Raw genomic sequence first — 24,511 nt, 5'->3', positions numbered from 1 at the left:
GTCTCCTGGATTGTGTAGATTGAGGTCAAAAAGTGTTGGACTGCTGGCCATTATTCAAAGTACCTTGTGTCATGACAAATGAATAATGCTGCTGAATTCATACCTGAATGGGTATGATTGATCATGGCTTTGAATTTACAAAGGGTGCTGACGCTCAAGCAATTGCGCTTGGTGAGCGTTCTGGGACGCGAGCTCAACCTGAGTCGGTGTGCCGATATCCTGCACTCCACCCAACCGGCTGCCTCCAGGGCGCTTGCCCAGCTGGAGGACCAGTTGCAGGTGATTTTGTTTCAGCGCACCACCAAACGCATGGTGCCCACTGTGGCGGGTTTGAGCCTCATTCAGCACGCCCACCGCGTGTTGGCCGAGATCGATCTGGCCGAGGAGGACTTGCTGGGCTTGTCCGGTGGTGTCAGCGCTGAGATGCGTGTAGGCGTGCTGTCTGCGTTTTCGCCGGAGGTCTTGGCGCGGGCCATGGCTCGTTCGCGTGAGATCTTGCCAGAGGTGCTGCTCATCACCCAGATGCAGTCACTGGAAGTGCTCTATGAGCAGTTGCTGGATGGCCGCCTTGACCTCATGCTGGCGCACGCAGAGCTGCGTGTCGATTTAAACCTGGTTGAGGTCACGCCCTTATACGAGGAGCACAGCACCATCCTCGCAGGAGCGGGTCACCGCCTTCACAAAAAAAAGAAGATCACGTGGACAGATCTGGCGCAAGAGGCCTGGGTGCTGCCGCCGCCCCAGACCCCATTGCGTCCCAAAATTGACCGCATGCTGTCGGTCCACCGCAACGGCGATCGCTCGAGGCAGGGACCGGATGTGCAAACCGACTCATCCTTGCTTGCCCTCAGTCTGATCGGTCAAACCCCGATGCTGTGGGCCATTGCCCATCAGCAGGCCAAGCAGTTTCAAGTCACTGCGCAGGTGCAAGCACTGCGTGCACCCGCAGAACTGCTCAGTGGGCCGATGTGCTGTTTTCGGTTGCGCGAGGAGCGACTGAAAACGCAACAAAGCATCTTCATGGGCTGCCTGAGAGACAGTGCCCAGAGCCTGGCCGCCTGAATCCCAGGTCAGCCCGCCAGCGCAGCCTTCACGGCAGCGGACACCAGACCCATATCGGCCTTGCCTGCCAGTTGGGCTTTGACCGCACCCATGACTTTGCCCATGTCGCTTGGGCCCACCTTCTTGCCCATTTCTTCGCCGAGTTCGGCCACGATGGCTTGCACCGCAGCCGCCACCTCTTCGGCCGACATGCGTGCTGGCAGGTAGCCCACCAAAACAGCCATTTCGGCTTTTTCTTTGTCGGCCAGATCTTGGCGGGCAGCTTGTTCAAAGGCGGCGATCGAGTCTTTGCGCTGCTTGATCAATTTGTCCACGATGGCCACCACGGCCACGTCATCCAGTTCGATGCGCTCGTCCACTTCCTTTTGCTTCAGGGCCGACAGCAGCAGGCGGATGGTGCCCAGACGCTCGGCGTCTTTGGCCCGCATGGCGGTTTTCATGTCTTCGGTGATTTGTTCTTTCAGGCTCATGAGAGGCTCCAAGAATGGGCATTTATAAAAGGAAATCAAAAACAACAAAGCCCGCCTGAGCGTCCTCCAGCGGGCTTGTTTGCAGACCTTTTCAGGTCAAGCAAAGTGGAAGATCAATACATCTTCTTGGGCAACTGCATGCTGCGAACGCGCTTGTAGTGACGCTTGACTGCAGCCGACTTTTTGCGCTTGCGCTCAGTGGTCGGCTTTTCGTAGAACTCGCGGGCACGCAGGTCGGTCAGCAGGCCGAGTTTTTCGATGGTGCGCTTGAAGCGACGCAGGGCAACGTCAAACGGCTCGTTTTCTTTCACGCGGATGGTGGTCATTGAATCAAAGTTTCCAAAAATGTGCCGGCTGCAGTAACAAGGGAGATCGGGCCCTTGAAACCCAGTTTCGGCGGTTCCCCGTCACGAACTAGTATTTGGCAGACGGGGGTTTGCCAGCAAAGCCTGAGATTATAGCGCTAAGTTTGTGACCGATCGATCTTCAGTGCTGCAGATAAGTATTGGCGCTGAGCGTGAAAGTTTTTGCAAAGGCGGATTTCAAAGCACTGGATAATATTACAATTATGCCTAATTTAATAAAATTAAATTGATAAATATGACTAATTTAAAAAATTTGTTGTATTTGCCACGTCTCTCGCCGTGGCTATGTCTGTGCAAACCAAGACAGGGGCGAAAACAGGGCATGTGCAGTGAATTGGCTTTTCCGTCCATTGCGTTGGCGGTTGACGACGCTGCTCTTTTCGGCATGGCCGTTTGGCGCTTGGCAAGCCGAGCATCGATGCGCTACCGGGACATTGAAAACGGCGAAGGCCCAGATTGCACCGACGTTTTAAAGTATTCCTTTGAATTTATTTTATAAAATAATAAGTCAATAAATTTTATTTTTGAAAGTAACTGGCATGTTGTGCAACAAAGCAAAAATCCAGCGGCTGTTGTTGTTCTTCAGCACTTGGCTGTTGAGTTGGGGTGTTTGGGCCCAGCCACTGACGGCCCAACCTGTGAAGTTGCCTTCTGTGGTGGTGGTGCTGGCCGGTGGTGGCGCGAAGGGATTCGCCCATCTGGCCGTCTTACGAAGACTGGAGCAAGACCGCATTCCCATTGCCCGCATTGTGGGCACCAGCATGGGGGCCGTGATCGGGGGGCTGTACGCCAGTGGTTTGTCCACGGATGAGATTGAGCGCGTGGTGGGGGGCTTGGACCCCTCCAAAGTGGCGCTTGACCAACTCAATCGGCTGGAGTTGCCATCACGTACCCGCGCTTACCAGCAAAAATATCCGGTGGACTTTGAGTTTGGTATCAAGAATGGGGGGGCCAGCTTTGCCCGTGGCGTGAGCGACGGGCAACGGTTTCTGGCACTTTTGCAAGATTTAACTTCTCATGTCCCGCCGCAGGTCAATTTCAATGACCTGAAAATTCCTTTCCGAGCGGTGGCCACCCGGTATCGGGATGGCGAAATGAAGGTGTTTGACAGAGGCGCCCTGCACTTGGCCATCCGCGCCAGCATGGCGGCACCCGCTGTCTTTGCGCCGGTGGAAGTGGATGGCGAGACCTACGTTGACGGTGGGTTGGTGGCCAATTTGCCTGTCGAAGTGGCATTGCATGAGGGGGCAGATGTGATCATTGCCTCTTATTTGGCGGGTGGTGCCGATGATGGCAAAGCAGAGCAAGCCAGTCATGCGCTGGTGGTGGCCAATCGGATGGTCGATATTTTGATTCGGCAAAACGAGAAGAGGAACATGGCCTTGCTCAGGCCGCAAGATATTTTGGTGGCCCCGCAGCTGCAGGACGTTGGCTTTGCGGATTTCAACCGTGCTGCCGAAATTGTGCGCCGAGGTCAGGTCGCAGTGTCTGCGGTCAACGACCGGTGGGAGCGCCTGCAAGTTGGATGGGACCGTTCTGTAGCGCAGCCTGCATCCAGGCAGCTGTCGTTTGACCAGCGCGAAAAGCGGATTGTGGCCATCCAGGCGAAAGGCAACCAGGATGTGCCTCGGCAGTTCATCCAGTCGGTCATGTCGCCCTTGCTCGAGTCGGAGTTTTCTTCGGTGGAAGCCGAGCGCTACATTGATCAGCTTTACACCAGCGGCTATTTTGACTTGGTCAGCTACAGCCTGGTGCAGCAGCAAGGGGATCAATACACCCTGGTGGTGCAAGTGCGGGAAAAACCCTACAGCCCCCATTTCATGAAAACAACGCTAGGATTTTCCAGCGAGTTGGCCGGCGTCACGCAATTTTCTGTAGGCCTGGGCTATCGTCGGCCTTGGTTGACTGAATCGGGCTTGGAGTTTTCACTCGATGCCCGATTGGGCACGCAAGCCGAGTTGGCTGCACGGCTTTACCAACCCTTGAGTCCGCAATGGAGCGTGGAGACAGGCTTTTCTTGGGACAGGAACCAATTACCGTGGTACCGGACAACGATTGACCGTGACGATGTCAGCGCGAAAAAGTTGGCTTATTTCAACCAGACATTGCAAAAGCTGGACGCCCAGCTGGTTTACGACTATGGGCGCAAGGCCAACATCAAATTGGGTTTGACTTCCAGCACCATTCGCAGGACGTTTGACACGCGCTTTGATTTTTTGGAGACGTCCACAGATCAAACTAACCGTTTAAAGTACAACGGCGTCAAAACCGAGCTGCAAATTGATCAACTCGATTCGCTCAGTTTTCCGACCCGTGGCTTTTTTGTCAATGCCAGCCTGGAGCAGGGTTTGTCGGGCGTGGATTACAGGGGCGGTCGTTTGAGTGTCAAGCTGGCCCGCTCTGTGGGGCCCCACATTTTCAATGCCGGGTTGAACCTTGCCCGAGACCAAATCACCCGGGAGTGTGAGAAATGCCAATCGCCCACCCAGTTGTTCCTGGGCGGGTTCCAGCTCATGGGGGCTTATCGCATGGGTCAGTTGGCGGGCAGCGATCTGGCCCATGTGCAAGGCACTTACATGTACCGCTTGTCCGACGGCGGTGTGTTCAATCAAAGAACCTATGTGGGCACCGTATTGGAAGCCGGCGATGCGTGGAATCAGGGAGATCAGATCCGCACCCGTTACAGCGGGACCCTCTTTGTCGCAGTGGACAGCAAGGTCGGCGATATTTATCTCGGGGCGGCTAAGGGTTCTGGCAATGCCTACAACGTGTTTCTGCAATTGGGCAGACGTTTCAGTTTTTAAGACAAGGCAGGGCTGTCATGAGTTTGAGTTTCATGCGGATTGACCAGGTCGTGATGAGTGGTGATGGCTTCTACCAATCGATGGCCTACCACGCTTACCTCAATCTGGCGTTGCCCAATTTTGTGGCGCAGTGCGCGCTCTGTGTGCTGAGCATTGCGGCCGCTTACTTGCTGCGCTGGCGCTTGCTGCGTCGGATGGCGGTGGGGGGCACGAAGTTCAGGCAGTTGGGGATGGCAGGTCTCCAGACCATGGGGCCTGCGGTGTTTGCGGCAAGTTGTATGGCTGCTTTTTTGGGGGCTGGCTTGCTGTGGGGGTGGGCCGCTCTTGACTTGCTGGTTCTATGGAAAGTGCTGTCCCTGACCCTGTGGGTTTTGGCCATTCGTGTGGCGGGCTGGTTTTTTCGCCATGTTCTGCACCCGCACGAGGTGTTGCGGATTTTTTTGCACATGATCGAATGGTCTGTCGTGTTGGTGGCCGTACTCACCTTTTTCGGTTTGTTCCAGCCGATCACCACTTTCATCCAAACCATTGAATTTTCTATTGGTGAGCAAGTCTTCAAGGGCGTGAACATCGCAACAGGTTTGATCATGGGTGTTGTGGCGCTCACGGTGGCAGGCCAAATCGCCGATCTGGTGGCGCGTTTGCTTCAGCGCTATGCTCGACAGGAGACCATTCAAGGCAACGATGCCTTGATCTTGACCCGGTTGTTCAGCATGGGCATTTTCATGTTCACGCTGATCGGTGTGCTGGTCAGCTCTGGTGTCGACTTGACCACCCTGGCTGCTTTTGCCGGGGCCATGGGCATCGGTTTGGGGTTTGGCTTGCAGGAATTTGTGGTCAATTTTTTCAGCGGCTTGTATGTCTTGCTGGAGCGCGCACTCAAGGTGGGTGATTACGTGACCATCGACAAAATCACCGGGCGGGTGGTGCAAATGAGCAGCCGTGCCCTGGTGATTCGCGATGCGGTGGGCACCGAAAGCCTCATTCCCAACAGCAGCGTGATCAAGGGTGTTCTGCAAAACCACACCTTGAGCAACGATGACTTCCGGGTGTCATTTCTCCTAAAAATCGGGGATATCGCCGACTACCCCCTTGCGCGTGAATTGATTTTGCAATCGCTCAAAACATCTCCGCGTGTGTTGGTCGAGCCCACCGGCGAAGTGTTGATCGCAGCTGTGGCTGCCAGCGAGGTGACGTTGGAGACCAGCTTCTGGATCAATGATTTGCACAATGGCCACAAGGGGCTGGTGTCCGAACTGCTGTTTGACATTTGCATGCGTTTTCGAGCCGAAGGCGTGGGTTTGGCCGCAGAGGGGGGCGTCTCCGCAACGGCTTCCTTGATGAACAGTGCACCTCGGCTGAACTGATGACCTCAGTTGCGGGTGGGCAAAGCCGTGGCGCATGCGTGGGCGCTGGCCCATGCCCACTGGAAGTTGTAGCCTCCCAGCCAGCCCGTCACATCCACCACCTCACCAATGAAGTACAAACCTGGCTGTTTGGACGCCATCGTCTGTGAAGACAAATCGCGCGTGTCCACGCCGCCCAAGGTCACTTCGGCTTTTTTGTAGCCTTCGCTGCCAGTGGGCGTGAGCGTCCAGTCGGACAGTTCTTGCGCCAGTTTGTTCAAGGCTTTGTCGGGTACTTCGGCCGAGGTGCGTTGCAAAGCGGGGTCTTGGCTGACCCAAGCCTCGGCCAAGCGGTTGGGCACCAAGGTGGCCAACTCGTTGCTCAGCAATTTTTTCGAGCGCAGCTTGGCCTCTTGCAAACGAACGGGCAAGTTCACCTCGGGCGCCAGGTTCAGGCGAATGGGCGTGCCCTCCTGCCAATAACTTGATATTTGCAGCACGCCCGGGCCTGACAAACCCCGGTGGGTGAACAACAAGTCTTCGTCAAAGTGCATGCGGGTTTTCTTCTCACCTGTGCTGATCCCCACGGGCAAAGCCAGTCCGGCCAATTGCGCATAAGGTGCCCAGGCGGCACCGTCAAAAGTCAAAGGTACAAGACCAGCGCGGCGCTCCACCAGGCGAAGACCGAACTGCGTGGCCACTTCGTAGCCCCAGCCTGTGGCTCCTATTTTGGGGATGGACAAGCCACCCGTGGCCACCACCAAAGACTTTGTTTGGATGGGTCCTTGTGAGGTGTCCAGTTCGTAGCTGTCACCTTCTAAAAGTCGCACAGCCTGAACGGCGCAGCCCATTTTCAGGGTCACACCACCTGCTTCACATTCGGCCAGCAGCATGCGGATGATGTCTTCGGCCGAGTGGTCGCAAAACAGCTGGCCTTTGTGCTTTTCATGGAAAGCAATGCCGTGCTTTTGCACCAGATCGATGAAGTCTTGCGGCGTGTAACGCGACAGGGCCGAGCGGCAAAACTGCGGGTTTTGGCCGATGAAGTGTTTCTGTGGAGCGGATGCGTCGAGCAGCCGATTGGTGAAATTGCAGCGCCCGCCGCCAGAGATGCGGATCTTTTCGGCGATCTTGTCGCTGTGGTCCAGCACCAGCACTTTCAAGCCGCGCTGGCCTGCCACGCCTGCGCAAAACAAACCGGCAGCCCCAGCACCCACGATCACTGCATCCCATGTATTCATGGGTCAGGAGTGTAAGGGGGCGCTCAAGCTGTGCGAAGTGATGCGGCCCCTGGCTGGGCCTGCCGCCAAGCGCGCGCACCTTGCACCACATCACCCACCACGATGACGCTCGGGCTTTGCAGGCCTTCGCGTTCGATGGTGTTCACTACCTCGCCGAGCGTCGTCAGGGCTTCACGCTGCTGGGGCAAGCTGGCGTGCTGCACGATGGCCACAGGCGTGTATGCGGGCAGGCCTTGCAACAAACCAGCCTTGATGTGCTCTAGGCTGCTCACGCCCATGTAAATGACCAGCGTCAGTTTGGCCTGCCGAGCGGTGGCGGCCAGCTGTGGCCAATCGGTGCCGGTGTCGCCGGGTTTGGCATGGCCCGTCACAAACACCACGCCATGTGCATGCTCGCGGTGGGTGAGCGGCGCACCCAGGCTGCTCATGCCCGCCAGGCCCGAGGTGATGCCGTTGACCACCTCGACGTCGATGCCTGCTGCGCGCAGATGCTCGACTTCTTCGCCGCCCCGGCCAAAGATGAACGGGTCGCCGCCCTTGAGGCGCACCACCTGCTCGCCATCTTGAACGGCGGTGATCATCAGTTTGTCAATGAAGGCCTGCGGCGTGCTCTTGCAACCGCAACGCTTGCCCACATGCACGATGCGGGCGTTGGGGGATGCATGTTCGAGCACAGCGTCGTTGACCAAATCGTCCACCAAAATGACCGTGGCACTGGCAATCGCTTTCACGGCTTTGAGGGTCAGCAGCTCCGGGTCGCCGGGGCCCGCGCCGACCAAGGTGCAACGGCCTGTGGTGGATGTGTTCATGGCTTGACCTCTTGCAGGATGTGTTGGATTTGCTGCGCCACCGGACCAGGCACAGGAAGCTCACCGCGCAAAACGCGCTGGATGTAAGCAGCCGTGGCCAACGCGTCTGGGCCGGGCAAGTCGGGCACTTGAAACAGCGAGCCTTCTTGTGGGCCCTGCACACGTCGCGTTTGCCCATCTTTGAAAACATCCATCGCTGGCGTGCGCCGGGCATCGGCCACACTTTCGCCTTCGGTGCCGCGCAGCAGCAAGGCGTGCTGGCCGGTCAGGGCCAAGGTGGTCGACATAGACAATAAATATTCGGGGTGGGTGTAGCTGCTGATCACCAGGACCGGACCCTCGCAGGGGTTCATGAGTTTCACCAAACTGTGCCCCGGGTTGCGCAGACCCACCACGCGGCGTACAGAAAGCAGGCGTTCCAGCCCGGCGTTCAGCGCATCCGTGGGCACAAACACCACTTCACCGGCTTTCACTTGCGGCGATTGGCCAGAAGCAGCCATGCCCAACTCGGCCAGCACCGCCAGGCTGCTCACGCGCGTATCTTCGGTCGCTGTGCCGTGCATGACCACCGCCACACCTTCGCGTGCCAGCAGCAGGGCCAGCAAGGGCGTGAGCACCGGCAGTTTGCGTGCGCCGTTGTAGCTGGGCAGCACCACGGTGGGTGCTTGGCCAGTGTGAACTTTGTGCAATCGTTCGTGCGTGGCGTCCAGAAAACCGGCCATCTCTTCGGGCGTCTCGCCCTTGATGCGCATGGCGATGCAAAACGCGCCCAGCTCCAGATCGCTGATTTGCTGGTCAAGGATTTGGCCCATCAAGTCGGCAGCCTGCTCGCGGCCGAGCGCACGCGCACCGTCTTTGCCGCGTCCGATGTCTTTGATGTAGTGGCCGATTCCCATGCGGGCGATTGTGGAGGAATCCATCTAACTGTTCGTTATATGGGTATGTCCATTAATCCGGCCCTTAGATGTTTGAATGGCCCATTTTTTGTCTGCCATGCTGATATTTTGTCTTTGTGGGAGCCCAACCTGTGGGCGATTGCATCCACACCGCTAAGGCAAGCCATCGCCCACTGGGGTGGGCTCAGACAAAAACCCCATTCCTTGAGTGTTGTTCAAGAATTCACAGGGCCGGATCAATAAGCTGCGCTCAAGCCGCCTTCATTCCGTGGCGCACCTTGGTGTCGGCACAAGCGGCCGATGCCCAGAATGCCAGCATGGTGTGCACGGCATCCGCTTGGCTGCTGGTGGCTGCCACCGAGCCCGAGAACATAGTGATGATTTCCACCGCCGGGGGCAGGCCGCCCACGATGGTGATGCCCTGCACGCCCAACATTTCGCTCAGCTGCTGAAAGCCCAGAGCGACTTCGCCCTTCGCCAACAGCGAGCCCACCGGCACGCCGGGTTGGGCCTGGACGAGGCGGTCCTTGATTTGTTCGGTGATGCCCCAGCGCTCAAACTGTCTGGCCAGTTGCACGCCGCTCGGGCCTGTGGAGTAGCCCAGCGTGGGCGCGGCCAGAACAGCGGCTTTGAGCGCGCCTTCGGTCGAAATGTCGGGCACGGGTTGGCCCGCAGGCACGGCCACCGCCACACCCGAGCGCACCAGATCAGTGCGGCTGCCCGCCTGCACATGGCCGCTGGCCAACAGTTTGTCGATGGCGTCGCTGGCCAGCACCACGCCGTCAAAGGCTTCACCCGCCTGCACGCGCTTGGCGGCATCGACGCCGCCGACCGACTCGACCAGCACTTGAACATCAGGCGCTTGCGCTTTGTAAAGCGCAACCAGATCGGCCAGCAAGGGTTTGGTGGCCATGGAGGAAATGAGTCGCAGTGTGGTCATGGTGGTTGCTTTGAAAGGATGCTTCGTTGGCCACTGGATTATGGCCAAGGGCCGGACCCGCACCCATTCGCCGCTTAAACTCGTGGTCATGAGAATTTTGGGAATCGAATCTTCTTGCGACGAAACGGGCGTGGCCTTGGTGGAGATCACGGGCAGTGCCATGCCGCGCCTGATGTCGCACGCGCTGTTCAGCCAGATCGAGATGCACCAGGCCTACGGCGGTGTGGTGCCCGAGTTGGCCAGCCGCGACCACATCCGTCGGGTGTTGCCGCTCACGCGCCAAGTGCTGGTCGAGGCGGGGGCCACTTTGGCCGATATTGACGTGGTGGCCTACACCCGGGGCCCAGGGCTGGCCGGGGCTTTGCTGGTGGGCTCGGGCGTGGCTTGTGCTTTGGCCGCAGCCCTGGGCAAGCCGGTGCTGGGCGTGCACCACCTAGAAGGGCATTTGCTCTCGCCGTTTTTGAGCGCCGACCCGCCCGAATTCCCCTTCATCGCCTTGTTGGTGTCGGGGGGGCACACCCAATTGATGCGGGTGGACAGCGTGGGCCACTATGAATTGTTAGGCGAAACCATCGACGACGCTGCGGGAGAAGCCTTTGACAAATCGGCCAAACTCATGGGTTTGCCTTACCCCGGAGGCCCCGGCCTGTCGCGTTTGGCCGAGCAGGGCAACCCAGCCGCTTACAAGTTGCCGCGCCCCTTGCTGCACAGCGGCGATCTGGACTTTTCTTTTGCAGGCCTCAAGACGGCGGTGCTCACGCAAAGCCAGAAAATTGGCCCTGCCGCTCATACCGAAGGCGCGCCCGAGCGGGCCGACCTGGCCGCATCGACCCAGGCCGCGATTGTGGAAGTGCTGGTCAAAAAATCGATGACTGCGCTCAAGACCAGCGGCATGAAGCGCCTCGTGGTGGCCGGAGGCGTGGGGGCCAACCGCGAGTTGCGCGTTCAGCTCAACGCTGCCTGCGCCAAAGCGAAGGTGCGCGTGCATTACCCGGAGTTGCACCTGTGCACCGACAACGGCGCCATGATCGCCATGGCCGCCGCCATGCGTTTGCAAGCCGGGGTGCAGGTGGCCGAGGCGCGCTACAGCTTTGACGTCAAGCCCCGTTGGCACTTGCAGGAACTCCCCCCGTTTGAGTTTCCTGCGTAAGCCCCGCTTGAATACGGGTTAACCCGATGGTGCGTGCCTTGGCTGGTTAAACTCCGCCCCTTTGCTTTCGCGCGATGGGTCACGGCCTGGCGTCACTCTGTTTATGTTTTCCCTGCCTCTATTCTCGCGACGCACTTGGGTGAGTTTGGCTTTTGCCTTGTGTTGGGTGCCTGTCCATGCCCAGTCCCCTTCGCCCATTCGGCTTGCGCTGATCGAAGGCCTGAGCGGCCCCTTCGCCAACACGGGTGAGGCAGTAGTGCGCAACATTGTCTGGGCGGTCGAGCGGGTCAATGCCCGCGGCGGCGTCCCAACCGCACAAGGCATGCGACCCATGTTGTTGACACGCCACGACAGCAAAGGCCAAAGCGAAGAGGCTTTATCGGCCCTCAAATCGGCCATCGACGACGGCGCGCAGGTGGTCTTGCAAGGCAACTCGTCGGCCAATGCGGCGGCCCTGATCGACGCCATCAACAAGCACAACGAGCGTGAGCCCACCCGGCGTGTGCTCTTTCTCAATTACTCGGCGGTCGACCCGGCCTTGACCAATGAAAAATGCAGTTTCTGGCATTTCCGTTTTGATGCCCATGCCGACATGCGCATGGCGGCGCTCATGCATGTCTTGCGCGAAGACCAAAGCGTCAAATCGGTCTATTTGATCGGACAAGACTACAGCTTTGGTCATGCGGTCCTGCGCGAGGCCCGGCGGCAATTGGGCGTTCAGCGCTCGGATGTTCAGATCGTGGGCGACGAGCTGCACCCCATGGGCCGGGTGAAAGACTTTTTGCCCTACGCCGCCAAGATCAAGGCCAGCGGTGCGCAGGCCGTGATCACGGGCAACTGGGGCAATGACCTGACGCTCTTGGTCAAGGCCGCCCGCGAGGCCGGTTACGAAGGCAAGTTCTACACCTTTTATGGCAACGCCTTAGGTGCGCCTGCCGCCATTGGGGAGGCCGGTTTGGGCCGTGTGATTGCGGTGGCTGACTGGTTGCCCAATGTCCCGGGCGAAGCCAGTGCTCAGTTTTACAAGTCGTTCCGCCAGCGCTTTCCCAAGCCATCCGAAGACTATGTCCATGTGCGCATGCAGCTCATGATCGAGGCGTTGGCACAGGCGTTGGAAAAAGCCGGAGGAACCGACCCGGTGGCGGTGGCCTTGCAGCTGGAAAAAGCCCGCGTTGGCATCGCCGGGCAATCTGGCAGCATGCGTGCGCAAGACCACCAGTTTCAACAGCCACTGGTGGTTGGCATGATGGCCCGCCAGGGCACACCGGGTGTACCTTTTGACGTGGAAGGCTCGGGCTATGGATTTAAGGTGGTGCGTCAAATCAAGGCCGAGCAGGCCCGCCTGCCCAGCACATGCCAGATGGTGCGACCAGGGTCCTGAGCGATTTTTCAGGCGATCTTTTCTCACTTGCGCTGTGTGGAGGCCGGTGCAAAGGCCTTAGCACCAAGCCTCTGGCTAAGCTGCGCCAACAGGGCTGGTAATTTGAAACAATATGTAATAACTCTGGAATTGTCTTTTGTAATTGAAAATTAATTATTAAGATGACAAATAAATGAAAATGACAAATCCGATGTAAGGTAAATATTCGGATTTTTGAGGGGCTTGATTGAATGCTTGTCAGTCCTTGGCTTTTTCAAGTTGTCATCTGCTGAATTCATTTTTTTGTATCGAAAGGCAAAAAATGAGCATCGTCAATTATTTCAATCACGGTTTTCAAAGCGACATCGGCAAGCTGAAATTCAGCGAAGTGCCGCAAGTGCTCAAAGACATTTTGAACGACAAGGACCTGATCCAGTTCGGCGGCAAAAACTGGTCGCGCGCCCAAGACGATCTGAATGATATCGACGTCGAGTTGCGGCCCATGTTTGTGTTGTGCTTGTTTGCTTTGGTGGCCACGGACCAATGCATGCAGACTTATTTCAAGCCGCACTACGCTGCTTGGCGTACACACACCGCTTATCCTAAGTTCGGCTGGACGCGGTTTGGTTTTTACAACGAAAATCCACTGAAACTGTTGTCTGTGCCCGAACAGGCGCAGCTGGTCGATGTGGAGCAAACCTGTGCCTTGATGCGCGAATTTGTGGGTTTTTATCGAACCCTCGTGTCCGACTATTGCCACTTGCACGCGCCTCAGATATCGGCCGATTTGTTCTTTTCCAGACTCCTGCAAGACGATATCTTCGCCATGGGCGAGGGCCGGGTGGTGACAACATTCAAGCAAGCTGCACCTGTTTTAATTAAGGGCCGCACTTTGGACGTATCGGCATCCGAAGGCTATTTGTTGGTGGCTTGAGATTTTGTGACGAGGGGCCCCAAGTGAGGGCTTTCAACCGCTCCTGAACACGCGCAGTTCAGGCGGTAAGCTGGGGTGCCGAGGGCACGCCATCTGTGCTTTTTTCAATGACGATGACGCAGGGTTTGACCCAATGGCTGAAGGCGTCACAGCGGCTAGCATCAAGTCTTGATTTACTTAACTTGCTAAGCATCTGGCATTGGCGTTTCAGCCTTAGGTCTGCATTGTCCTGCTCAATACTCGCCAGCACCATCAAAGCACCCCCTGACATGCTCATCGCGCACAACTACATTGGCGGCCAATGGCTTAAGCCCAGCGGCGTTCTCACCATCGGAGATTCCATGAATCCGGCCACGGGCGAAAAAGCCGCCCAATTCGTGGCCGCCAGTGTGCAAGAAGTGGATGCCGCCATCGCCAGCGCTCGCCGCGCCTTTGAATCCACCACTTGGGCGCAACAACCCAAGCTGCGCGCTGACGTGCTGCGCCTGTTTGCCGATCGCCTGGAGCACAACAAGGCGCAAGTGGTGCAAACGCTGGTGCAGCTCAATGGCAAGTTACAGCGCGAGGCCGAAGGCGAAGTCATGGCTGGCATTTCAGAGCTGCGTTATTACGCCGGGCTGGCGCGCAACCTGTTTGGCCGGGTCATTGAGATGGAGCCCGATGTTTATTCGCACATCGAGCGCGAAGCCATTGGTGTGGCCGCCATCATCGTGCCCTGGAACGCGCCTGTGACTTTGCTGGTGCGCTCTTTGGCCCCGGCGCTGGCTGCGGGCTGCACCGTGGTCATCAAGGCAGCCCACCAGACCGCACTCGTGCATACCCAGGTCATGGCCTGTCTGGTGGCCGATGAGCGCATTCCGGCAGGCGTCATCAATTCTTTCATTGAGCAAGACATCGTGGCCACGCAGCACCTGTGCGCGCACCCCGAAGTCGATGTCATCAGCTTCACGGGTTCGACCCATGTGGGCAAGCAAATTGCCTTGTCGACGGCCAAAAACCTGACTCGCTTGTCGTTGGAGCTGGGTGGCAAGGCACCAGCCATCGTGCGTGCCGATGCCAACATGAGCGCTGCTGTGCGCGGCATTGTGGGCGGCGCTTGTGTCATGGCCGGGCAAATGTGCACCGCCATCAGCCGGGTGCTGGTGCACGAATCGGTGGCGGACGATTTTTCATCGCAACTGGCCCAAGCTTTGGCTCAAGTCAAAGTGGGGCCAGGCGACCAGCCCAGTTCGGGCATGGGCCCCTTGATTGACCAGCGCAACCAGGCCCGCTTGCTGGAAGAAGTGCGCGCGGCTGCGACCGACTGCCGCGTGATCTTGGCAGGACATGTGCCTTTGGACACGCCTCGCGGCGGCGCGTTCATCACGCCATCCCTCGTGGCCACGCAAGACCTGAGCAGCCATTTTGTGCAGGACGAAATTTTTGGTCCGATGATCACGCTCGAGACCTTCTCTTCAGACGACGAAGCGGTGCTGCGCGCCAACGCGACACGTTACGGTCTGGCCGCTTCGGTGTGGACCGCCGACCACCGGGCGGCTCGCCAAATCACCCGGCGCGTCAAGTTTGGCAATGTGTGGGTGAATGCGCACAACCGCTTGTTTGCCGAGATCGAGACCGGGGGTTACCGGCAAAGCGGTTTTGGCCGTTTGCATGGCGTGGAAGGCCTGAACGATTTCATGGAAACCAAGCATGTGTTCATGCCATGCAACGATTGACCCTCGCCGATGACCGACTCGACCCAGCCCAAGACGCCACACACCACCGCCCGTTACTTTCTGGAAGGTCTGCAAGAGACCGGCATCCGCTACCTGTTCTCCAACTTGGGTACCGACCATGTGACGCTAATTGACGAGATGGCGCGACTGCAAGCTGAGGGCCAGGCCATGCCTGAGGTGGTGCTGTGCCCGCATGAGAACGTGGCCATCCACATGGCGGGTGGTTATGCCGCTGTCACTGGGCAAGGGCAGGGCGTCATGGTGCATGTGGACGCAGGCACGGCCAACGCGGCCATGGGCATGCACAACCTGATGCGTGCCCGTTTGCCGGTGCTGCTCATGGCGGGCAAAGCCCCGTATGCCCTGCATGGCGAAGTGCCCGGAGCGCGCGACAACTATGTGCACTATGTGCAAGACCCGTTTGACATTGCTTCTTTGGTGCGCCCCTACGTCAAGTGGGAATACAACCTGCCCTCGGGCGTGGTGGCCAAAGAGGTGGTGCGCCGTGCCCACAGCGTGATGCATACCGAGCCTGCGGGGCCGGTGTACTTGACACTGCCGCGCGAGACCCTGGCTGAAACTTGGGCACCCGAGCAGGTCAAGTCTTACCCCGCTACCCGCTACGGCGCGGTGCGCATGGGGGTCTTGCCAGCCGAGGCCACTTTGCAGATCGCCCGCGAGTTGATGGCGGCCGAGAACCCGCTGGCGATCACTTCCTATTTGGGTCGCAAGCCAGAAGCCGTGCAGGCGCTCGAAGCACTGGCCGAGTTGTGCGGCATCCGGGTGGTGGAGTTCAGCCCCACTTGGCTGTGCATCTCGCGCGAATCGCCGTGCTTTTTTGGCTTTGACCCGACGCCGCTTTTGCCCGAGACCGATTGGGGTTTGTTGCTCGACATCGACGTGCCTTGGTTGCCCCACCAAACCCGCCCCCGCGAAGGCACCCGCTGGGTGCACATCGACGTGGACCCGATCAAGAAAGATTTTCCGGCCTGGGGTTTTGCCACTGACGTGCGCTGGCCTGCCGACTGTGCGCTGGCCTTGCGCGATCTGCACCAAGCGGTGCTGTCGCTGGCCGACGAGGCCTTTCACCAACGCGTGGCCGAGCGTATGGCCCGCTGGCCTGAGCAGCGCCAACAGCGGCTGGAACGAGTTGCAGCCGCCGCACAAAACCCGGGAACAGAAGAAGCGCTCAATCCGGCTTGGGTGTGCGCCCAGATTGGCTTGCAGCTGCACCCTGATGACGTTGTCATCAACGAAGCCATCCGCAATTCGCCTGCGGTGCTGCAGCAAATACTGCGCACCCGCCCCATGAGTTTTCTCGGGGGCGCTGGCGGTGGCCTGGGCTACAGCGGCGGCATGGCGCTGGGCGTCAAGCTGGCCCGGCCCAATGACCGGGTGGTGCACATCGAAGGCGATGGCGGTTTCCATTTTTCGACCCCCACTTCCGTTTATGCCGTGGCACAAGCACAAGGCCTGCCCATCCTCACCGTGGTGCTGGACAACGGCGGCTGGCAAGCTGTCAAGGAAGCCGTGCTGCGCGTGCACCCCGATGGGCCTGCGGCCAAGGCGGGCGAATTTCAGGCCCGTCTGAAGGGCGACAAGCGCCAGTTTGAACAAGTGGCCCAAGCCTTTGGTGCGCACGGCGAACGGGTTACCCGCGCCGAAGACGTGCCTGCGGCCATCGCCCGCTGTCTGCAGGCGCTGGATGAAGGCCGTGCTGCTTTGCTGGTGGCTTGCGTCGCCAAGATTTGATTTTCATTCCCCATAAAACAGGAGACAAACCATGACAACCCGCCTCACATCCCCGGTACGCCGCAAGCTGGTGGCCACCGCCGCCTTGTCTTTGGCCGCATCTTTGGCCACATTGGCCCCAGCCCTGTCTTGGGCGCAAGCGGCCTGGCCCAACAAGGCCGTGCGCATTGTGGTGCCCTACGCGCCGGGTGGTGCCAACGACATTCTGGCGCGCGTCGTCGCAGAAAAATTGGCGCCTGTTTTGGGCCAACCGGTGTTGGTCGAGAACAAACCCGGCGCGGGCGCCGCAGTCGGCACCGAGTTTGTGGTCAAAGCTGCACCCGATGGCTACACCTTGCTCATGGCGGCCAGTGGCCCCATCGTGTTCAACCCGGCGTTGGTGGCCAAGCTGGCCTACAACCCGATCACCGACTTGGTGCCTATTTCCCTGGCGGGATCTTTCCCGATGATCCTGGCCGTCAACGAAGCCTCGCCTGCCAAAACATTCAACGAGTTGGTCGCCTTGTCCAAAGCCAACGCGGACAAGACGAACTATTCCTACCCCTCGGCCTCCTTTCAGCTGGTGATGGAACTGGTCAAAGCCAAGTCGGGACTGAAGGCCCTGAATGTGCCTTACCAAGGCAGCGCGCCCTCCATCAACGCGGTGCTGACCCAAGAGGTGCAAATGACCCTGATCGACTCGGGCCCCATTGCCGCCCTGGTTAAGTCGGGCAAGTTGCGTGCTTTGGCCGTCACGTCTGAGCAGCGCCTGGCCAGCTACCCGCAAGTGCCCACGCTCAAAGAACAGGGCATTGATTTGGCAGTGAATTTCTGGAGTGGTTTGCTTGCGCCTGCGGGCACGCCTGCGCCCATCGTCAAGCGCTTACAAGAAGAAATGGCCCGCATCATGGCCTTGCCTGATGTGGTTGAGCGCATGGCCAAGCTGGACATCCGTCCCGTGGGCAGCAGCAGCGCTGACTTCGCCAAAACCATTGCCACCGAAATTCCTTTGTGGACCCAGGTGGCGAAAGACAACAACATCAAGGCGCAATGAGCACACCCCAGCGCATCGCCATTGCCGGGGCGGGCATTGCCGGTTTGACCACTGCCCTGGCCTTGCTGCAGCAAGGCTTCAAGGTCGAAGTGTTCGAGCAAGCCTCGCAATTGGGTGAGTTGGGCGCGGGCTTGCAAATCTCGCCCAACGGTTCGCGTGTCTTGCTGGCGCTGGGTCTGGGTGAGGCCTTGCAAAGCGTTGTCAGCCCGGCGCGGGGCAAGGAAATCCGGATGTGGAACACCGGCCAGCGATGGAAGCTGTTCGACCTGGGCGACGATTGTTTGGCGCGTTTTGGTGCGCCTTACTGGATGGTGCACCGGGGTGATTTGCACCGGGTCTTGCTGGACGCTTTCGAGGCGAGATCAGACCTTCCCGTTCGCCTGAATGCGCGGGTGGTCAACGCGTTCAGCACGGCTTCGGGCGTGACGTTTGAGTTGAACGATGGATCTGAGCACTGCGCCGGCGCTTTGCTGGCGGCCGACGGTGTGCATTCGGTGCTGCGCGAGCAGTTGCTGGGCGAAGACAAGGCCCAATTTACCGGCTTGCTGGCCTGGCGTGGGCTGGTGCCTGTGGAGCGCGTGTCTGAACACTTACGGGCGCAGGTCGGCACCAATTGGGTCGGCCCGGGGGCCCACGTCATCACCTACCCGGTGCGTGGCGGGGCCTTGATGAACGTGGTGGGCATCATCGAGCGTGAAGGCTGGCGTAGCGAGTCCTGGACCGAGCGCGGCACCCACGCCGAGTTGCTGCAAGACTTTGGTCATTGGCATGCCGATGTGTGCGAGTTGATGTCGGCCATCGATCAACCTTTCAAATGGGCTCTGCTGGGCCGTGCCCCACAAACCGGCTGGGCACAGGGCAACATCTGCCTGCTGGGCGATGCGGCGCACCCCACCTTGCCGTTTTTGGCGCAGGGGGCCAACATGGCCATCGAAGACGCCGCCGTCATGGCGCGCTGCCTGGCCTTGGATGAACCGACCGAACAGGCCTTAGCCCGCTTTGAAAAACTGCGCTGGCAGCGCACCGCCGACATCGTCAACCGGTCGCGTGACAACGCCCAGCGCTTTCACAACCCCCAGCTGTCGGACCCTGCCAAAGCGGTGGACTATGTCAGCAGCGAGTGGGAGCCCGAAAAAGTCCGCCGCCGCTACGACTGGATGTTTGAATACGACCCTTTGAAAGTGCCGTTATGAGTTGGAATGCACCCGTTGTGGTGGTGGGCGCGGGGCCTGTGGGCATGACCCTGGCGCTGTGTTTGGCGCGCCGCGGCATTGCCTGCACTCTGGTCGAAATGAGGCTTGCAGGTGCGCTGCCGGATGTCAAATGCAACCACATCTCGGCCCGCAGCATGGAGCTGTTCCGCGCTCTGGGCGTGTCCCAAGACCTGCGTGCCGCAGGCTTGCCCGACGATTACCCGCACGACGTGTCGTACCGCACCAGCACCGTGGGGCAAGAAATCGCCCGCATCCACATTCCCGGGCGCAGCACCCGCCTGACCGACCACAGCGGCCCGGACGGCAACTGGCCCACGCCCGAGCCACCGCACCGCATCAACCAGCGCTACATCGAGCCGATTTTGGCGGGGCATGTGCAAAAGCAAACCTTGATCACCACCCTTTACCGGCACCAAGTGCTGGACTTCGAGCAAACCGACGGCCTGGTGAATGTGCGCATTCAAAACCTGGACACGCCCGATGCGCCGCCGCTGCACATGCAAGCGGCTTATCTGGTGGGCTGCGACGGCGGCCGTTCGGCGGTGCGCAAGGCTATAGGCGCCCAACTGGTGGGCGACGAGGTGGTGCAGCGCGTGCAAAGCACCTGCATTCGCGCGCCGGGCCTGATGACTCGCCTGCAGGCCCCGGCGGCCTGGGCCATGTTCACCGTCAACCCCCGGCGCAGCGGCAACATCTACGCCATCGACGGCCAGGAAGTCTGGCTGATCCACAACTACCTGCGCGACCACGAAACCGACTTTGAAGCGGTGGACCGCGACTGGGCCATCCGCACCATCCTCGGGGTGGGTGAAGACTTCGAGTACGAACAGATGAGCCGCGAAGACTGGATTGGTCGCCGCCTGGTGAGCGACAAGCTGCGCGAAGGCAACGTGTTTTTGGCCGGAGACGCCGCCCATCTGTGGGTGCCCTATGCCGGTTACGGCATGAACGCGGGCCTGGCCGATGCGGCCAATCTGGCCTGGCACCTGTCGGCGCAAATCGAAGGCTGGGCCACACCCGAGGCCTTGTCGGCCTACGAAAAAGAACGTCACCCGATCACCGAGCAGGTCTCACGCTTTGCCATGAACCATGCGCACGCCATGAGCCAGCGCCGGCGCGAGATTCCGCTGAATCTGGAAGACGACAGTTCCGAGGGGCAAGCTGCACGCGATGCCTTTGGCCAAAACTTGTACGACCTGAACGTGCAGCAGTACTGTTGCGCGGGCCTGAACTTTGGTTACTACTACGACCAGTCGCCTGTGATGGTGTACGACGGCGACAAAGCGCCCGAGTACAGCATGGGCAGCTTCACCGCGTCGACCGTGCCCGGATGCCGTGCGCCACATTTTTGGCTAGGCGAAGGACAGTCGCTGTACGACGCTCTGGGCCCCGCCTATACCTTGCTGTGCCTGAAGCCGGGACACGACGAAGCGTTGGAGGCCCTGCAAGCCGCGGCCCAACACCAAGGCATGCCGCTGCGGGTGCTGGACGTGTCGGGCCTGAAAGACTTGCCGGCCGAATACCAGCATCCCTTGCTCATGGTGCGTGCCGACGCCCACACGGTGTGGCGTGGGCATGGGCTGGATGACGCGTCAGCACAAGCCCTGGTGGCCACTTTGTGTGGCCGAGGCTGCCTCACTCCAGCTTGATGTTGGCCTTCTTGATCAAATCGCCAAATCGCGTGAATTCCTGACGGTTCAGTTGCGCAAATTGTTCGGGCGAGATGTTGCCCGGCTCGCCACCCAGACCTTTGAGTTTGGTCTGGATGTCGGGCATTTTCAGGATTTTGGCCAGCTCGGTTTGCAGGCGCTGCGTCACTTCGGGTGGGGTGCCACTGGTCACGAACATGCCGTACCAGGTGCTCATCTCGAAGCCGCTGACACCTGCCTCGGCCAGCGTGGGCACTTGGGGCAACTCGCTGCTTCGGGTGGCGGTGGTCAGGGCCAGGGGCTTGAATTTGCCGGCCTTGATCTGGCCCATGGCCGAGGAGGTGGTGTCGAACATGATCTGCACGTTGCCGCCAATGATGTCCAGGTGCGCCTGGCTGCTGCCCCTGTAGGGCACATGGATGCTTTTGACGCCAGCGGCCAGGTTGAAACCCTCGCCTGCGATGTGCTGGGTGCTGCCCACGCCGGACGACGCGTACTTGAACTCGTTGGGCTTGGCTTTCATCAAGCTCACCAACTCGGCCACGTTGTTGGCAGGCACGTTGGCCCCCACCACCAGCACGTTGGGCACCGTGACGATCAGACCCACTGGCGTCAGGTCCTTGATCGGGTCAAAGCTGAGTTTGATCAGGTGCGGTGCAATGGCTTGCCCGGTGTTGGTGGCCACCAGCAGGGTGTGGCCATCGGCCGGGGCTTTGGCGGTCAGGTCGGCGGCAATGGTGTTGGAGGCACCGGGTTTGTTGTCGACCACAAACGAGCCCTTGAAGGCCTCGCCCATTTTTTCGGCCAACATGCGGGCAATGATGTCGGTGCCGCCGCCTGCGTTGGCGCCCACCATGATGCGCACTGGCTTGTTGGGGTAGTTTTGCGCCAAACCCAGCAAGGGCGTGGCCAGCAGGGCCGCGAGCAGGATTTTCTTCAGTTTCATGACAAGGTCTCCTTGGGGGTGGTGAGGTTTTGAAGGCGAGAGGTGGCCATGCGAGCCGCCAATTCGAATGCATTGGTCATGGCTTGGGGATTGGCCACACCCTGACCTGCGATGTCGTACGCCGTGCCGTGCGCCGGGGTGGTGATGGGGCAGGGCAGGCCGCCGTGCACCGTCACGCCCTGCTCAAACCCCATCAGCTTCATGGCGATTTGGCCTTGGTCGTGGTACATGGTCACCACACCGTCGTAACCGCCTGGCGAACGGATGGCGCGCACAAAGGTGGTGTCGGCTGGAAAGGGGCCGTCGGCGGCAAAGCCCATGGCAGCGGCTTGCTGCACGCCCGGCGTGATGATGCGGCCTTCCTCGTCGCCGTAGTTGCCGTTGTCGCCATTGTGCGGATTGAGTCCACACACCGCGATGCGCGGACTGGCGACGCCAGAGGCTTGCAGGGCCTGAGAAATCATGCGGATGGCGTCGGCCACTTTGCCTGGGCTCAGCAAGCTGGAGACTTCGTTCAGGGGGACATGCGAGGTCACACGCGCTGTCCAGAGGTTTTTCAGCACGTTGAGCTCGCCGCAGACGCCGCTGAAATGCATGTGTTCGGCAAACCAGCGCAGTTCGTCCTCTTGTGTCATGCCGCCTTGGCGAAGGGCCGACTTGTTCAGCGGGGCAAAGCAAAAAGCATCGGCCTGGCCTGACGTCACCAGGTCCACCCCGGCCGCCAATGCCGCGATCATGTAGCGGCCGTTGTGGGCGTTGGCCACGCCGCGTTCAAAAGCAGGGGCGTTGGAACCAGACCAGTCGTGCCAGACCACTTCAGCAGGGACCTGAATCGACCCTTTCTGGTCGATCAGGATGACCCTGGCATGCGTTTGCCACGAGGGGTTTTGCAGCATTTTTTCGACCAGTTCTGGGCCGATGCCTGCAGGGTCGCCGGTAAAGAGGGCCAGTGTGGGCAGTGTCATGTGTAGGCTTTGGGTTAAGTGCGCAGGCGAACAGGTGTCATTCGTCGTGACGGATCATGCTAAGCAGGCGACCCAAGCCGGTCAAGCTCTGGTTTTCCCCCGTACTTCCAGCCCATGCCTTCACATGACCCCTCCAGCCAGTGTGGCGCTCACCCATACCAGCCACGCAAGACGGATCACGCCTTTGCGGCGCAAAAAGCCTCTACCAGGGCCTATAGCGTGGCGCTTATTGCGATGTCTTTGACCAGTCAACGCCCGCATCCAAAGGGTAAATTGGCCGGCGCAGGTTTTTGAACTGCAGCTCGCTGTAGTCCGACGTGCAGGCACCGGCTCCGGCGCATTCCACCGTGGCACCGGCCAGATGCCCCAGGCCAGCGCGCCAGTGCACCCGGCTTTTGAGCACCACAAAACTCTTTTGTGTCGGGTCGATGCCCAGGCACAGCAGGGCGTTCACGTCAAAGGGCTCGACATGGCGCGAGATCAGTGCCACCTCCACATCGCCCGTGTCGATCACCACCGCTTGGCCCATGTTCTGGCGGGCACCCTGGCTCATGGGGCCTTTGTTGCGGTACTTGCCGTTCGAGATCAGCTTGACCACGCCTGTCAGTTCGATCGGTTCGCTGTGGTGCGGCATGAGCGGCATGGCCATCTTGCCGCCCACTTGCAAGCGCACCTGCGCGCCGATGCCCGCTGCAATGGCCTCTTGCACCGCTTGAGGGTCAAAAATCGCAAACACGGCCACATTGCGCAAACCTTGGCGCAGCACCTCTGCCAGCACGGCGGTGGTGTCCATGGTGCCGCCCGAAGCGGCGTTGTCGTAATGGTCCAGCAGCATCACCGGAAAGTCGCTCAGCGTTTTGGCGTTTGCCACCGATGCGGCCAGCGGCTCCAGCTCGTACACCCATTGGGCACGGCTGTCCCAAGCCATTTGCATCAGCTCGTCGCGAAGGCGCTGGGCCAGCGCCGGGTCGTTGTCGGTCACCACCACCACCGACATGCCCGCGTTTTCGATGTCGGCATGTGGAAAGCCGGTGAACACGCTGGCGCACAAAGCGCCTTCTTTTTCCATTTGCTGGGCACGCGCCTGGATGGAGCGGTTGGGCTCGTCCAGTGAGCTTTGCCGCATGATGTGCGGGATCATGGGCAAGCGGCCCCAGGCGGTGGTGGGCTTGGCCTGGCCCTGAAGCAGCTTGAGCAGGGCCGTGCCCGCCCGCACGCCGGTGCCGTACATGTCCACATGCGGGTAAGTTTGGTAGCCCGCCACGGTTTGTGCCAGCTCGACCATGTCGGTGTAGACGTTGGCGTGCATGTCATAGGCCACGCCAATCGGCGTTTTGGGGTCGATGGCGCGGATCCGGCGCAGCAACTCGCCTTCGCCGTCTTCATGGCTCTGGCTCACCATGGCGCCATGCAAGTCCAGCAAGATGCCGTCAAAACCACCGCGCGCCACGGCTTGCAAAATCACCTCGCTCATGGCCTCGTAGGCCTCGTCAAACACCAGCCCGCTGGGCGCGGCGTGCGCCCCCAGGGCCAGCTCGAATTCGGCCCCCGCCTGCTCGGCCAAGTCAATGAACGCCCCCGTGGCCGTGCCCGTGCCCCGAAACGCCGCAATGGCCGCCTCGCCTCTTGGCGGCGCTTCACCTGGCCCCAGCGCAAAGCGCTGCAAGTCGGTGGGCACCGGCGAGAAGGTGTTGGTCTCGTGCATCATCATTGCGATCAGTAAACGCATAGGGCCTCCAGTTCAACAGACGCCCATGATGGCCCCGTGCGGTGGCAGGGCACAGTCACCGAGGTGCCAGCGCGAACGTGAATGTAAGTGGGTCCGGGTTGACGTGTTGAGCCGTGGGCATGAGACTCAGC

At 59.8% G+C, this 24,511-nt stretch carries 21 protein-coding genes; 12 read left to right on the top strand and 9 right to left on the bottom strand.

Annotated features, from left to right (window positions below; translation table 11 throughout):
* Positions 1 to 123: 123 nt before the first annotated feature.
* Positions 124 to 1,062 carry a LysR family transcriptional regulator gene (locus B9Z49_RS03960; RefSeq protein WP_108352131.1) on the top strand — a complete coding sequence of 313 codons (939 nt, stop codon included), beginning with the start codon at positions 124 to 126 and terminating at the stop codon, positions 1,060 to 1,062.
* Between the two features lie 8 nt (positions 1,063 to 1,070).
* Here B9Z49_RS03960 and B9Z49_RS03955 read toward each other — a convergent pair whose 3' ends face one another.
* Together B9Z49_RS03955 and rpsU are read right to left on the bottom strand one after the other, a co-directional pair.
* Positions 1,071 to 1,532 carry a GatB/YqeY domain-containing protein gene (locus B9Z49_RS03955; protein WP_108352130.1) on the bottom strand — a complete coding sequence of 154 codons (462 nt, stop codon included), beginning with the start codon at positions 1,530 to 1,532 and terminating at the stop codon, positions 1,071 to 1,073.
* Positions 1,533 to 1,645: 113 nt separating this feature from the next.
* Complete coding sequence (gene rpsU / locus B9Z49_RS03950) at positions 1,646 to 1,858, bottom strand: 30S ribosomal protein S21 (protein ID WP_019428257.1); 213 nt, start codon at positions 1,856 to 1,858, stop codon at positions 1,646 to 1,648.
* Positions 1,859 to 2,219: 361 nt separating this feature from the next.
* Between rpsU and B9Z49_RS21740 the strand changes: the two genes are divergently transcribed.
* Genes B9Z49_RS21740 through B9Z49_RS03940 form a run of 3 tightly spaced genes read left to right on the top strand, consistent with a single transcriptional unit; the run spans position 2,220 to position 6,068 of the window.
* Positions 2,220 to 2,396, top strand: coding sequence for a hypothetical protein (locus B9Z49_RS21740; protein ID WP_158273416.1), 177 nt, complete (start codon positions 2,220 to 2,222; stop codon positions 2,394 to 2,396).
* A 40-nt stretch (positions 2,397 to 2,436) separates the two neighbouring features.
* A complete protein-coding gene (locus B9Z49_RS03945) occupies positions 2,437 to 4,701 on the top strand; it encodes a patatin-like phospholipase family protein (protein ID WP_108352129.1) in 2,265 nt (754 codons plus the stop codon).
* Between the two features lie 17 nt (positions 4,702 to 4,718).
* Complete coding sequence (locus tag B9Z49_RS03940) at positions 4,719 to 6,068, top strand: mechanosensitive ion channel family protein (protein ID WP_108352128.1); 1,350 nt, start codon at positions 4,719 to 4,721, stop codon at positions 6,066 to 6,068.
* A 5-nt stretch (positions 6,069 to 6,073) separates the two neighbouring features.
* Here B9Z49_RS03940 and B9Z49_RS03935 read toward each other — a convergent pair whose 3' ends face one another.
* The 4 genes from B9Z49_RS03935 to B9Z49_RS03920 all read right to left on the bottom strand — a co-directional run bounded on the left by B9Z49_RS03935 (position 6,074) and on the right by B9Z49_RS03920 (position 9,933).
* Positions 6,074 to 7,288, bottom strand: coding sequence for an NAD(P)/FAD-dependent oxidoreductase (locus B9Z49_RS03935; RefSeq protein ID WP_108352127.1), 1,215 nt, complete (start codon positions 7,286 to 7,288; stop codon positions 6,074 to 6,076).
* A gap of 23 nt (positions 7,289 to 7,311) precedes the next feature.
* Positions 7,312 to 8,097: a uroporphyrinogen-III C-methyltransferase gene (gene cobA / locus B9Z49_RS03930; RefSeq protein ID WP_108352126.1), complete on the bottom strand. Its 786-nt coding sequence runs from the start codon at positions 8,095 to 8,097 to the stop codon at positions 7,312 to 7,314.
* Positions 8,094 to 8,993, bottom strand: a complete 900-nt coding sequence (gene ybiB, locus B9Z49_RS03925) for a DNA-binding protein YbiB (RefSeq protein ID WP_108352125.1) — start codon at positions 8,991 to 8,993, stop codon at positions 8,094 to 8,096. Before ybiB ends, cobA begins: the two co-directional genes overlap by 4 nt.
* 250 nt (positions 8,994 to 9,243) lie before the next feature.
* Positions 9,244 to 9,933: a substrate-binding domain-containing protein gene (locus B9Z49_RS03920; protein WP_108352124.1), complete on the bottom strand. Its 690-nt coding sequence runs from the start codon at positions 9,931 to 9,933 to the stop codon at positions 9,244 to 9,246.
* A gap of 88 nt (positions 9,934 to 10,021) precedes the next feature.
* On the opposite strand from B9Z49_RS03920, the gene tsaD reads away from it, so the two are divergent.
* From tsaD to B9Z49_RS03875, 8 genes are all read left to right on the top strand, one after another.
* Complete coding sequence (gene tsaD, locus B9Z49_RS03915) at positions 10,022 to 11,083, top strand: tRNA (adenosine(37)-N6)-threonylcarbamoyltransferase complex transferase subunit TsaD (RefSeq protein ID WP_108352268.1); 1,062 nt, start codon at positions 10,022 to 10,024, stop codon at positions 11,081 to 11,083.
* A 103-nt stretch (positions 11,084 to 11,186) separates the two neighbouring features.
* Positions 11,187 to 12,464, top strand: a complete 1,278-nt coding sequence (locus tag B9Z49_RS03910) for a branched-chain amino acid ABC transporter substrate-binding protein (RefSeq protein WP_108352123.1) — start codon at positions 11,187 to 11,189, stop codon at positions 12,462 to 12,464.
* A gap of 301 nt (positions 12,465 to 12,765) precedes the next feature.
* Positions 12,766 to 13,377: a hypothetical protein gene (locus tag B9Z49_RS03905; protein WP_108352122.1), complete on the top strand. Its 612-nt coding sequence runs from the start codon at positions 12,766 to 12,768 to the stop codon at positions 13,375 to 13,377.
* A gap of 269 nt (positions 13,378 to 13,646) precedes the next feature.
* Complete coding sequence (locus B9Z49_RS03895) at positions 13,647 to 15,092, top strand: aldehyde dehydrogenase family protein (RefSeq protein WP_108352120.1); 1,446 nt, start codon at positions 13,647 to 13,649, stop codon at positions 15,090 to 15,092.
* A gap of 9 nt (positions 15,093 to 15,101) precedes the next feature.
* Positions 15,102 to 16,844: a thiamine pyrophosphate-requiring protein gene (locus B9Z49_RS03890; RefSeq protein WP_108352119.1), complete on the top strand. Its 1,743-nt coding sequence runs from the start codon at positions 15,102 to 15,104 to the stop codon at positions 16,842 to 16,844.
* Between the two features lie 31 nt (positions 16,845 to 16,875).
* The gene (locus B9Z49_RS03885; RefSeq protein WP_108352118.1) at positions 16,876 to 17,877 is read left to right on the top strand and encodes a tripartite tricarboxylate transporter substrate binding protein; all 1,002 of its coding nucleotides are present in this window, start codon (positions 16,876 to 16,878) and stop codon (positions 17,875 to 17,877) included.
* Positions 17,874 to 19,070 (top strand): FAD-dependent monooxygenase, encoded by a 1,197-nt coding sequence (locus B9Z49_RS03880; protein WP_108352117.1) that lies wholly within the window; start codon positions 17,874 to 17,876, stop codon positions 19,068 to 19,070. The genes B9Z49_RS03885 and B9Z49_RS03880 overlap by 4 nt, the downstream gene beginning before the upstream one ends.
* Positions 19,067 to 20,740, top strand: a complete 1,674-nt coding sequence (locus B9Z49_RS03875) for an FAD-dependent monooxygenase (RefSeq protein WP_108352116.1) — start codon at positions 19,067 to 19,069, stop codon at positions 20,738 to 20,740. The genes B9Z49_RS03880 and B9Z49_RS03875 overlap by 4 nt, the downstream gene beginning before the upstream one ends.
* Here the strand turns inward: B9Z49_RS03875 and B9Z49_RS03870 are convergent.
* From B9Z49_RS03870 to B9Z49_RS03860, 3 genes are all read right to left on the bottom strand, one after another.
* Positions 20,727 to 21,686: a tripartite tricarboxylate transporter substrate binding protein gene (locus B9Z49_RS03870; RefSeq protein ID WP_108352115.1), complete on the bottom strand. Its 960-nt coding sequence runs from the start codon at positions 21,684 to 21,686 to the stop codon at positions 20,727 to 20,729. The two genes, B9Z49_RS03875 and B9Z49_RS03870, sit on opposite strands and share 14 nt — an antisense overlap.
* Complete coding sequence (locus B9Z49_RS03865) at positions 21,683 to 22,651, bottom strand: 4-hydroxythreonine-4-phosphate dehydrogenase PdxA (RefSeq protein ID WP_108352114.1); 969 nt, start codon at positions 22,649 to 22,651, stop codon at positions 21,683 to 21,685. Before B9Z49_RS03865 ends, B9Z49_RS03870 begins: the two co-directional genes overlap by 4 nt.
* Positions 22,652 to 22,877: 226 nt before the next feature.
* Positions 22,878 to 24,380 (bottom strand): M81 family metallopeptidase, encoded by a 1,503-nt coding sequence (locus B9Z49_RS03860; protein ID WP_108352113.1) that lies wholly within the window; start codon positions 24,378 to 24,380, stop codon positions 22,878 to 22,880.
* Positions 24,381 to 24,511 lie beyond the last annotated feature (131 nt).

This window comes from Limnohabitans sp. 2KL-51 (assembly GCF_003063645.1).
GTDB lineage: Bacteria > Pseudomonadota > Gammaproteobacteria > Burkholderiales > Burkholderiaceae_C > Limnohabitans_A.
Note: the sequence above shows the minus strand (reverse complement) of the source record. Positions and strands in the feature narration are given on the sequence as shown.